This window comes from Janthinobacterium sp. GW456P (genome assembly GCF_002127655.1).
Taxonomy (GTDB): Bacteria; Pseudomonadota; Gammaproteobacteria; order Burkholderiales; family Burkholderiaceae_D; genus Janthinobacterium.
In genome coordinates this window covers 22,665-33,431 of sequence record NZ_NEHB01000011.1, presented here as the reverse complement: position 1 = coordinate 33,431, position 10,767 = coordinate 22,665, and the positions used below count along the sequence as shown (strand labels likewise).

At 68.3% G+C, this 10,767-nt stretch carries 13 protein-coding genes; 7 read left to right on the top strand and 6 right to left on the bottom strand.

Annotated elements, in window-relative coordinates; genetic code table 11:
• The 7 genes from CBW66_RS12315 to CBW66_RS12285 form a co-directional block, all read left to right on the top strand.
• Positions 1-714 (top strand): HlyD family type I secretion periplasmic adaptor subunit (locus tag CBW66_RS12315; RefSeq protein ID WP_139843049.1); only part of this gene is annotated, 714 nt, incomplete at its 5' end.
• Positions 704-2,101, top strand: coding sequence for a TolC family protein (locus CBW66_RS12310; protein ID WP_086137993.1), 1,398 nt, complete (start codon positions 704-706; stop codon positions 2,099-2,101). The genes CBW66_RS12315 and CBW66_RS12310, both read left to right, overlap by 11 nt.
• A 63-nt stretch (positions 2,102-2,164) precedes the next feature.
• A complete protein-coding gene (locus CBW66_RS12305; RefSeq protein WP_205701214.1) occupies positions 2,165-2,665 on the top strand; it encodes a VOC family protein in 501 nt (166 codons plus the stop codon).
• Between the two features lie 100 nt (positions 2,666-2,765).
• Positions 2,766-3,995: a formate-dependent phosphoribosylglycinamide formyltransferase gene (gene purT, locus CBW66_RS12300; RefSeq protein WP_086137991.1), complete on the top strand. Its 1,230-nt coding sequence runs from the start codon at positions 2,766-2,768 to the stop codon at positions 3,993-3,995.
• Between the two features lie 43 nt (positions 3,996-4,038).
• Positions 4,039-4,755 (top strand): DUF6058 family natural product biosynthesis protein, encoded by a 717-nt coding sequence (locus tag CBW66_RS12295; RefSeq protein ID WP_086137990.1) that lies wholly within the window; start codon positions 4,039-4,041, stop codon positions 4,753-4,755.
• Positions 4,752-5,198 (top strand): DUF6678 family protein, encoded by a 447-nt coding sequence (locus CBW66_RS12290; protein WP_086137989.1) that lies wholly within the window; start codon positions 4,752-4,754, stop codon positions 5,196-5,198. The genes CBW66_RS12295 and CBW66_RS12290 overlap by 4 nt, the downstream gene beginning before the upstream one ends.
• Before the next feature lie 16 nt (positions 5,199-5,214).
• A complete protein-coding gene (locus CBW66_RS12285) occupies positions 5,215-5,952 on the top strand; it encodes a hypothetical protein (protein WP_086143014.1) in 738 nt (245 codons plus the stop codon).
• On the opposite strand, the gene CBW66_RS12280 is transcribed toward CBW66_RS12285, so the two are convergent.
• The 6 genes from CBW66_RS12280 to CBW66_RS12255 are packed head-to-tail and all read right to left on the bottom strand — an operon-like array spanning position 5,939 to position 10,682.
• Positions 5,939-6,643 (bottom strand): ABC transporter permease, encoded by a 705-nt coding sequence (locus tag CBW66_RS12280; protein ID WP_205701213.1) that lies wholly within the window; start codon positions 6,641-6,643, stop codon positions 5,939-5,941. The two genes, CBW66_RS12285 and CBW66_RS12280, sit on opposite strands and share 14 nt — an antisense overlap.
• Positions 6,640-7,941 (bottom strand): glycosyltransferase, encoded by a 1,302-nt coding sequence (locus tag CBW66_RS12275; protein WP_230492303.1) that lies wholly within the window; start codon positions 7,939-7,941, stop codon positions 6,640-6,642. The genes CBW66_RS12280 and CBW66_RS12275 overlap by 4 nt, the downstream gene beginning before the upstream one ends.
• Entirely contained in the window at positions 7,935-8,843 is a 909-nt protein-coding gene (locus CBW66_RS12270; RefSeq protein WP_086137987.1) for a hydrolase 1, exosortase A system-associated, read from the bottom strand. The genes CBW66_RS12275 and CBW66_RS12270 overlap by 7 nt, the downstream gene beginning before the upstream one ends.
• The gene (locus CBW66_RS12265) at positions 8,840-9,697 is read right to left on the bottom strand and encodes a hydrolase 2, exosortase A system-associated (RefSeq protein ID WP_086137986.1); all 858 of its coding nucleotides are present in this window, start codon (positions 9,695-9,697) and stop codon (positions 8,840-8,842) included. Before CBW66_RS12265 ends, CBW66_RS12270 begins: the two co-directional genes overlap by 4 nt.
• Positions 9,694-9,939, bottom strand: a complete 246-nt coding sequence (locus tag CBW66_RS12260; RefSeq protein ID WP_086137985.1) for an acyl carrier protein — start codon at positions 9,937-9,939, stop codon at positions 9,694-9,696. Before CBW66_RS12260 ends, CBW66_RS12265 begins: the two co-directional genes overlap by 4 nt.
• Positions 9,918-10,682 carry a GNAT family N-acetyltransferase gene (locus tag CBW66_RS12255; RefSeq protein WP_086138094.1) on the bottom strand — a complete coding sequence of 255 codons (765 nt, stop codon included), beginning with the start codon at positions 10,680-10,682 and terminating at the stop codon, positions 9,918-9,920. The genes CBW66_RS12260 and CBW66_RS12255 overlap by 22 nt, the downstream gene beginning before the upstream one ends.
• Positions 10,683-10,767 lie beyond the last annotated feature (85 nt).

Genomic DNA, 10,767 nt, shown 5'->3' with positions numbered 1-10,767 from the left:
CAGGCGCTGCCGCTGGCCACGCAGCGGGCCGGCGATTACCGGGCGCTGCTGGCCACGCGCGACGTGGCCGAACACGCGTGGCTGGACAAGGAACAGGCGCGCGTCGACCTGGCCGGCCAGCTGGCGTCGGCCCGCAGCGAACGGGCGGCCCTGGTGGCGCAGACGAAGAAAGACGCGTATGACGCGCTGACGGAAGGGGCGAGGGTGGCGGCCGCCAGCGGCCAGGATGCGCGCCGCGCCGGCGCCCGCGGCAGCCTGCTGCGCCTGACGGCGCCCGTCGACGGCACGGTGCAGCAACTGAAGCTGCATACGGTGGGCGGCGTGGTGCCGGCCGCGCAGGCGCTGATGCAGATCGTGCCGCGCCAGGGCAAGCTGGAAATCGACGCCATGCTGGAGAACCGCGACGTCGGCTTCGTGCAGGCAGGGCAGGCGGTCGCCGTCAAGATCGACGCCTTCGACTACACGAAGTACGGCACCGTGCCCGCCGTCGTCAGCAGCGTCTCGCGCGACGCCATCGAGGACGAGAAGAAGGGCCTCGTGTATGCCGTGAAAATCACGCTGCGGCAGCCGTCGATGCTCATCGACGGCAAGACGGTGCCGCTGTCGGCCGGCATGGCCGTGCGCGCGGAAATCCGCACGGGGACGAGGAGGGTGGTCGAATACGTGCTCTCGCCGCTGGTGCAGCACCAGAAGGAGGCGCTGCATGAACGCTAGGCACGCCGCCGTTTTCTTTGCCGCCGGTTTGTTCCTTGCCGCCGCGCCAGTCCGGGCGCAGATGCTGGACGCCGCGCCATGCCCGTCCGCGTATGAGAGCGATGTACCATTGACGTTGCCCGCGGCCGTCGACCTGGCCCTGTGCCGCAACGCGCAGGTGCACGGCGCCTGGGCCGGCATCCGGCTGCAGGCGGCCGGCGTGGGCGAGGCCAGGGCCGCCTATCTGCCCACCCTGAATGCGGGGCTGAGCCGGGTGCATGACCGCACGGCCTATCCGGGCGCCGGCACGCCGTCCGGCAGCCTGGCCAGCAATACGGGCTCGCTGAGCCTGTCCTGGCGGCTGTTCGACTTCGGCGGGCGCGCGGCGGGCCAGCGTTCGGCGCAAGCCATGTTGGACGCGGCCCTGGCCAACCGCGACGCCGTGCTGCAAAAGACCCTGGCGGCGACGGTCAGCGCGTATTTCGACGCCCAGACGGCGCGCGCCAGCGTGCGCATGCGCCAGGAATATCAGGCGCTGGCCAATGAAACGGTGCTGGCCACGCAGCGCCGCGCCCAGCGTGGCCTTGGTTCGCACAGCGACACCCTGCAGGCGGCCAGCGCCCTGGCCAAGGCGGCCCTGGGCGCCAGCCGCGCCGACGGCGAGTTCCAGAAGGCCGGCGCCGTGCTGGTCTACACCCTGGGCTTGGCGGCCGACGCGGCTGTGCTCCTGGACGACGACGCGGACGGCGTGGCGGCGGACCTGCGCGAGGGTTTGCAAGATGAGCTGCATGCCTGGCTGGCAAGGGCCAGGGAGCGCCATCCGGCCATCCTGGCGGCGCAGGCGCAGCTGGCGGCGGCGCGCGAACGGGTGGACATCGCCCGCTCGGAGGGCCGGCCCAGTATCGACCTGACGGCCAATATCTACCAGAATGGCCGGCCCAACCAGGGCTTGTCGCCGGCCTCCACGCGCGAAACCCTGGTGGGCATCTCGCTCAACATCCCCCTGTTCGACGGCTTTGCGCGCCACTACAAGGTGCGCGGCGCGCAGGCGCAGGCGGGGCAAAGGGAGGCCGAGGCCGAGGAAGTGCAGCAGCAGACCCTGATGGAACTGGTGAAAACCCATGCGGAGGCGAGCACGGCGCTGGCCAACCTGGCCGCGTCGCAAGCGTGGCTGGATGCGGCGCAGGACGCGCTGGCCAGCGTGCGGCGCAAGTTCGGCCTGGGCGCGGCCGATATCCTGGAAATGCTGGCCACGCAGTCGGCGCTGCTCGAGGCGCAGCAGGAGCGCATCCGTTGCCAGGCAGAATGGCGCTCGGCGCGGCTGCGGCTGCTGGCCAGCGCCGGCATGCTGGGACGCGACGATGTCGCGCAAGGGGGAGGCAAATTGCGCGCCCCGGCGGCGCAATAATGACTATATTGGTGGCGGTCCTTCCCGCACAGGGAAGGCGATCCTATTTCGGCCAAGGGAGACATCATGCATAGCGTACAAAAGATTACCCCATGTTTATGGTTCAACGGCAACGCCGAGGCGGCGGCCCGATTTTATACGGAAATATTTCCCAATTCGAAGATCGGCCAGATCCTGCGCTATGGCGAGGAAGGCAAGGAAATCCACGGCCAGGAGCCGGGCAGCGTGCTGACGGTGGCCTTCGAGCTCGATGGCCAGACCTTTACAGGCTTGAACGGCGGCCCCCTGTTCCATTTTTCCGAAGCGATCTCGTTCCAGGTCAATTGCGAGACCCAGGACGAGGTCGACCACTACTGGAACCTGCTGTCCCAAGGCGGGCCGCCGGAAGCGCAGCAATGCAGCTGGCTCAAGGACCAGTTCGGGGTGTCCTGGCAAATCGTGCCCACCATCATGATCCGGCTGCTGACGGATCCCGATCCCGTCAAGGCGCAGCGCGTGATGAAGGCCATGATGGGCATGAAGAAAATCGACATCGACGAGATCAAGCGCGCGTATGCGGGATAGGCGCCTTGCCGCCAGGCGCACGCCTGCGGCGCGCCCTGTCCAAGATGGCTGGCATTTGCTATAGTCCCAGCCATCTTTCCATCCGCCTACAGACCCTGCCATGACCACTAGCACCAGCAGCACCATCGCGCCCCGCACCTTCGGCACACCCCTGTCTTCCACCGCCATCAAAGTCATGCTGCTGGGTTCCGGCGAACTGGGCAAGGAAGTGATCATCGCGCTGCAGCGCCTGGGCGTGGAAGTGATTGCCGTCGACCGCTATCCGAATGCGCCGGGCCACCCGGTGGCGCACCGCTCGCACGTGATCGACATGAGCGATGGCGTGGCGCTGGCCGCCCTGATCGAGCTGGAAAAGCCGGATTTGATCGTGCCGGAAATCGAGGCCATCGCCACCGATACCCTGGCCGCGCTGGAAGCGGCCGGGCAGATCACCTGCATCCCGAACGCGCGCGCGGCCGTGCTGACGATGAACCGCGAAGGCATCCGCACCCTGGCCGCCGAAACCCTGGGCGTGGCGACGTCGCCATACCGCTTCGCCAGCAGCCTGCAGGAATTGCAGCTGGCGTGCCAGGAAATCGGCTTCCCCTGCGTGGTGAAACCCGTGATGTCGTCGTCGGGCAAGGGCCAGTCCAAACTCGATAGCGCGCTTGAGGTGGACGCGGCGTGGGCGTATGCGGCCAGCGGCAGCCGGGTCGACACGGGCCGCGTCATCGTCGAGGGTTTCATCGATTTTGACTACGAAATCACCTTGCTGACGGTGCGCGCCGTGGGCGCTTCGGGACAGATCGAGACGCAGTTCTGCGAGCCGATCGGCCACTTGCAGGTGCACGGCGACTACGTCGAATCGTGGCAGCCGGCCCGCATGGCGCCGCTGGCTTTGACGCGTTCGCGCGAGATCGCCCGCAAGGTGACGGACAACCTGGGCGGCCTGGGCCTGTTCGGCGTGGAGCTGTTCGTCAAGGATGACATGGTGTGGTTCTCGGAAGTGAGCCCGCGTCCGCACGACACGGGCATGGTCACCATGGCCAGCCAGGTGCAGAGCGAATTCGAGCTGCACGCGAAAGCCATCCTCGGTTTACCCGTCAACGTGGCGCTGCGCTCGCCCGGCGCCTCGGCCGTCATCTACGGCCAGCTGGAAGCGAAAGGCATCGCCTTCGAAGGCGTGGCCGAGGCCTTGCAGGTGCCGGGCGCGGACCTGCGCCTGTTCGGCAAGCCGGAATCGTTCGCCCGCCGCCGCATGGGCGTGGCGCTGGCCACGGCCGACGATATCGACACGGCCCGCGAACGGGCCGTGCTGGCCGCATCCAAAGTCAAACCGGTGGCGAAGTAAGCCGGTTTAGCGATACAACAGTCATCAACATGGAAGCAGAAGCATGACGGAACTCGATACTTATCTCGCGCAGCACTATCTGGACGAGACGCAGCTGGCGGCAGCCGCCGCCATGGGCATGGACGAAATCGATGCCCTGATCCGGGCGGGCCTGGTTCCCGCGCCCGCCTACGTGGTCGATGACGGCGGCAAGGTGCATTCCTTCGTCTTTGGCGCCATGGCGGCACCCGGGTCCAGGGCCGGCCGCTATTTTCCGCCATCCCAGCTGGGCTGGATCGCCATTGCGCGCCAGGCTCTTGCCGACGCGGCGGCGCACGAAACGGATGCGCGAGCGCGCCTGAAGGCGCAATTTACGTCGCGTTATGCGGCCGCGCTGGCCACCCTGAACCTGACGACTTGGCGCCTGCGCGACAGTTTCGACGACGCGGGCACGCCACTGGCGGAGGGCTTGCGCGTGCGTACCGACAGCGCCTGGACGTATTTTTTGAACGGCACGTTTTCCCTGTGCGTGGCCCATCCCATGTCGGAAGCGCACATCGCCTGGAAAGAGGTGCTGCAGGAAAAGCTCGCGCACACTAGCGGGAACGGCAGCAAGACGCTGCTGCCGCAACGGCAGGCGCAGGAAATGCATGCGCTGATCGATGCCTATGCCGCGGCGGCCATGCCTTTTTCTCCCGTCGAATACGCCTTGAGCAGCCGCAAGCGCCTGGTCGAGGACTTGCGGGCCAATATGCGCGTGAGCGACACGGACCTCGCATGACGGCATCCGTGACACACGGCCTGCCACTGGCCGACGCCGGCGGCGACGATATCAAGCGCAAGCTGCGCGGCCACATCGCGCGGCGCAACCTGGCCGGCGCCGCCAACGACTGCAAGTGGAACGAGCTGCTGGCCTTCATGCGCGGGCGCACCGACTGGGTGCCGTCGTACCGCTACGGTTCCGTGAGCGGCTATGTCTCGCGCTGGGACACGGAGTGGGATTACCATCCGCCGTTCCCGTTCCTGGGCGTGGAATGGTTCGACATCAGCCTGTACTCGGAAGAACACGTGGCCATGCTGCTGCCAAAAAAAATTATCGACCACGGCGTGTGGATCCTGCCGGAGCTTCAACGCATCGGCTTCGATTTCGAGGTGCGGGACCGGGTGGCGCGCATCTGGGCTTATCTGCCCCGTAATTATGACGATTTTCCGCCTGCCGACTAATTCAATGAGTAGTGATATGCCAGACAACGACATTCCCCCAGTAGTGCAACCGGACGACGCCGTCGTCGGCAAGGAAGCGGGCGCACAGATGCTGGCCACGGCCTGCGCCGCGCGCGACGCCTTTTATGCCACCCTGGGCGCGGTGGACGCCGACGTGCTGGCGCCGCTGGTCAATCCCGCCTTCATGGGCGGCCCCCGCTGGCCCTCGCTGCGCCAGGCCTGGAGGGTGATCCGCCGCGCCGATTCCATCATCATCGCCAGCGATGGCTTGAGCGATCCGTTCGAAGATGACGACGACGTGTTTGTGCCGCGCGGCCACCTGCTGGAAGTGTGCATCGAAGCGCCGCTGGCCGCCTTCGATGGCAATCCCGTGCAGCAATCGTGGCTGTTCGACCTGATCTACCAGGTCAGCCAGAACGTGGCCTACAACGGTTCCATCGATTTGCTGATGCAGCGCCACGGCAGCGTGTCGATGCTGCTGGACGTGCGGCAGCCACCAAACGGCCTGGAAGACGAGAACGAACAGGTGGGCGTGCTGCTGGCCCAGGGCGCCAGCGGCATCGCGCCATCGTTCGCCACGCCGTATGGCGAGGTGATGCTGCTGACCGTCACCGCGCTGCAGCCGTCCGAGCTGGCGTTCATCAGCGAGGCTGACGACAAGGTGCAGTCGCGGCGCGACCTCGCCGCCGCGCTGGCCGCCTCGCCGACGGGGCATCTGAGCATGGCGCGGCGGCCGGCCGTCATTCCCCGCTAGGTTTTTCGACGGGTGGCACGGCCGGTTCGGCGCCCGCCGCGTCAACGGCAGCGGGTGCAGGCGCAGGTGCGGGCGGCGGCGGCGGTTCTTTCCACTTGCCCGCCGCCTTCAGCTTGTTCTTCAGCCCCGGCAGGGGGAAGCCCAGCGCATAGGCTTTTTGCGCGTGCGCGCTGGCCTTCTCGTATTCCTTCTTTTTCACATACATCAAGCCCAGGTTGTACTGGATGGTGGCCTGCTCGGGCGCCAGGCGGCTGGCCGCATCCAGCTGTTCCAGCGCCATCGCATCCTGGCCCGTGGCCAGCAGGTAGTTGCCAAACACCATGCGCGCCGTCACGTCCTGCGGCGCGAAGGCAATCGCCCGTTCGAAGTAGCAGCTGACCGTGTAGCGGGCGCCCACCGGCTGCGCGCTTTTCAGGCGCAGGCCCAGTTTCGCCATCGAGGCCAGCGCCCGGTGGTGGTTCGGGAAGTGCTCCAGGGTGTAGCTGATGTCGGCGCCCAGGCTGCCCGTCATGCCTTGCGTGAGCGTTTCCACGCCACGCGAAAAATGGAATTTCTCAATCACGGACAGACCCTCGCGGTCTTCCGCGCTCGTATAGTCGCCGCCCGGCGTATGCTTGACGTAGGGCGGGCATTCGGCCGCCGCCATGCTGGAGCAGGCGGCCAGGGTGCAGGCAAGTATCGGGTGCTTCATGCTGTTCTCCTGTGGCTGACCTGGTCCAGCACATCGGCCAGGGCGTTGCTGCGGGCTTGCCGCGATTGCAGGGCGATGGCCGTGGGGCTGGCCAGCGGCGCGCTGCCCTGGCGGGCCAGTTCCAGGAAGCGCAGCAGCGCGCGCGCGCAGTCGGCGCTCGAGGCCAGCTGGCCGATGGTATCGATGCCGCAGTGGCGCAGCTTGGCCGCGCTGTCGCCCGCCAGGTCGGTCAGCGCCAGGATGGGGCGGCGACAGCGCAGGTATTCATACAGCTTGGCGGGAATCTGCGCATTGCAGTTGGCCGCCTGCAGCAGCAGCAAGCCGTCGGCGGCCAGCATTTCCTGCAGCGCCGCGCCGTGCGGCTGCAACGGTTCCAGGCTGACCAGGTCCTGGACGCCGTACTTCGCCAGCAGGCCCGCCAGCCACGCATCGTGGCCCGTGGCGCGCAGCACCAGCTGGAAATTGCGCGCATGCAGCACGCCGTCGCGGCGCAGCCGGGCCAGGGCCTCGAACAGCGCTTGCGGGTCGCGTTCGGACGGGTAGATCACGCCGCTGTGCAGCAGCAAAAAGCGGCTGCGGTGGCCCGTGTGCGCAGGGCTGTCCGGGTAGCCGTCTTCATCGTAGCCATTTTCGATCAGGTGGAAACGCTCGCGCGTGACCTGCGCCAGGCGCCGCCGGTGCGCATCGATGGCGCCCGGCGTGGTGCAGACGATGGCTGCGCTGCGTGCCGCGATGCGCTGCTCGATCCACGCATGCAGGCGGTGCAAACGGGGTTCGGGCGGATACGGCGCCAGCGGGTCGCTGTCGTCGAGCATGGGATCGCGCTGGTCGGCGATCCACGGCAGGCCGCTGAGTTTTTGCAGGGTCAGCGCGATCAGGTGCGCCGTGGCGATCGGATACGTCGACCAGATGGCGTCGGGGCGGTATTCGCGGATCATGCGCAGGCCGGCCGGCACGGCGCTCAGCCACCAGGAACTCCAGCGGTCGGGCAGGGCCAGGCAGCGCGGATAGCGCCCGGCGATGGCCAAATGGCGCGCCGCGTCCAGCGCCAGGGTGCGCCGCACGGTGGCGCGCTCGCCGATCTGCGCCAGCTGCGACATTCCTTTCTGCGCATACGCGACAGGGCTGGGACTGAGCACCAGCGGCTGCCAGCCGCAGTCGGGCAAATGGCGCGCGAAGCCCAGGGTGCGCAAAATACCGCTGCCGCCGGCCAGCGGGGGAAAATGGTAGGCGACCATCAGCACCCGTTTTGGTCGGGCCGCGTTCGGCCGGGCCGCGTTCGACGTGGGCGCTACCATGACCGCAGCCAGCGTGCGCACAACCGTTCCACTTCGCCGCGCCAGGCGGCGCTGGCGAACGTGTGGTTGGCGCCCTCGACCTGCGCCTGTGTCCATTGCGCGCGCGCGGTGACGGCGCGCCAGGCCGGATCGCCAGCGATCAGGGCTTGCCACTCGCGCGCGCCCAGGTCGTCGCCGCTGAGAATCAAGAGCACCTTGCCCTGGAATTGGGTCAACGCCCGCAGCAGGGCCGGCGCGGGCGCATCGTCTTGCTGTGTTGCCGGTGTCTGCGTGGCGGCCGCCACCTGCCGCAGCGACGCCAGGCTGGCGCCCAGTTGCAGTCCGCCGCCCGCCAGCTTGCGCCAGAACGCGCCTTGCAGCAGGCGCGGCAAATAATAGTGGCGCAAGGTGGCGCGCGCCAGGCCGGCGCTGCTGCGCACCCAGGGGTTGAGCAGCACCAGGGCATTGACGCGCGCGTCGCGCGGCGCATGGCAGGCGGCCGCCGTGGCGCCGTCGCACAAGCCCCACAGCGCCACTTCGCGCAAGGACGGCACGGCGTGGAAGAATTGCGCCAGCGCCCCGGCGATGTCGGGACCGGCGGCGCGGTAGTCGCGCGGTGTACCTTCGCTGTCGCCCATGCCGCGCAGGTCGAAACGCAGCACGGGCCAGCCGCATGCGGCCAGGGCGCGGGCCAGCAGGACGAACTGGCGGTGGCTGCCGATTCTGTACTGCGGCCCGCCCGTGACGATCAAGATGCCGCGCGGGCCAGGCGCGGCGGGCAGGCTGAGGATGCCAAGCATGTGCGCGTGCGCCTCGTCGTCACCACCACCGAGACCGAGAACGGCTGCCGCGCTGCGAAAGCGCAGGGCCAGCTCGCGCACGCTGTGCCCCGCGAAGTGCTGCTGACTGCTGTCGCGTTTCATGGCGGTATCCTCTCTTCATCGAGCCAGTCGCGGCACAGCGCACGCGTGGCGTGCAGCAGTTGCGGGCACGCCAGCAGCTCCCCGCTGTGCCAGAACGGCCCGTCGCCGAAGCTGGCCAGGTGCACGACGGCGCCCTGTTCGCGCCATTCGCGCGCCAGCGGCGGCAAGGGTGCGGCTGTCTGTTCCGGCGCCCGGTAATCGAGCCAGTAGACGGGAACGGACGGCAGCAGGGCGGACGCGCTGACACCATCGATGGCGTGCGCCAGTTCCGGCGCCAGCAGGTAGCCCGCCACTTCCACAGGCTCGCCATTCGCCAGCGCGGCGCGCGCATGGCCCGGCGCTTCCCGCGTGCCGCCGGCCAGCATGCCCGATGCCAGGCGCAGGCGCAGGAAGCGGTCGATAACGCGCCGTCCATCGAGTTCCGCTTGCCACAGCAGCAGACGGGCCAGCGGCAGCGGCGCGCGGCTGGCGAAATCGAGGGCCAGCAGGGCACCCAGGCGCAAGCCCCAGACGGTCAACGGGCCATTGACGCGCTGCGCCAGCCACGCGCAAGCCAGGTGCAAGTCGTTGTGCCAGATGTCCCAGCGCGCTTCGCCAAAGTCGCCGCTGCTGTCGCCGCAGCCGAACAGATCGATCTGCAGCACGCTGTAGCCGGCGGCGGCAAACGCGCGCGCCTGCGCGGCGGCCACGTGGCGGCTTTTATTGAGTTCTTCCGCAAATGGATGCACGTAGACGATGCCGCCGCGCACTGTGCGGCCCGGTGGCGGCAGGTGCAGCAGGCAGTAGCGCTGGCCGCCGCTGGCGGGCAGGAAGAAGGGCAGCAGCGGCAGCGCGTCGATCACGGCGCTGTTCATGGTCGCAGCTTTGCAAACACGAAATCGTGCAGGGTGCCGACGGTGGCGAAGTGGCGCGCGTGGATGTCGTCGTCGGCGACGATGATGCCGAAATGGTCTTCCAGCGCGGCGATCACGCCGATCACGGCCATCGAATCGAGTTCCGGCACGCTGCCCAGCAGCGGCGTGTGGGCTTCCAGCGCGCGCCCGTTCAAGCCCAGGGTGGTGTCGAGGATGCGTTTTACTGCTTCAAGATGCGGCATGTCAGCTCCAGGGAAGGGTAGTGCGGCAGGGACGAAGTATCGAAGGCCAGGCAGGGGATGTCGTCCGGGTGGCGCGACAGGTGGATATATGGCGGCAGGCTGGCGGCCATCCATTGCCAGCGCCCGCAGCGGAGAAAGGTGGCCGTGCCCAGCGCATGCGTGCCCAGGCGCGCATGGGCGCCCAGCGAGGCGCGGTTGAAGCGCGAGATGCGGCTGCACGACCAGCGCACGCCCTGCGCGTGCAGCACGGCGTTGGCTTCTTCCCACAGGCGGGCGAAGACCAGGCCGCCGCGCTGGTCGGGATGCACCCACACGTCCAGGTCCCAGGACGATTGCTGCGACGCCAGCGCATAGCGGGCGCGCACCTCGTCTTCCTGGCAGCCGCGGCGCAGCAGCCAGATCCAGCCAACCATGCCGGACTTGTCGCGCGCCACCAGGCATTGCGCGCCTTGCCGGTAGCGTTCGCGCAGTGCGCCGGACCGGCGCTCGGGGCCGGGCGGCAAGTCCGCTTCCGCCAGGCAGGGCGTGACGGCGATCGACTGGCCGCGTCCGCGGCACAGCGAGCCGGGCGCCACTGCTTGTGCCACGAATTGATAGCGGTACAGCGCGCAGCGCCCACCCGGCACGCGTTCCAGCAGGCGCGCCAGGGCCAGCCACGCGCTGTCGCGCCAGCCCAGCTGGCGCAGGCTGGCGGCAAGCCTTTGCCAGCGAGGGAAGTGAAGGAGATGGGCGAGGCTGGCCATGGCGATCAACGATGGGGCGGCTATGCAGCCAACGCTGTCCATTAGAGCGCAGCGGCCAGTGATCGATGTTGCGCGGCCTCAAGCA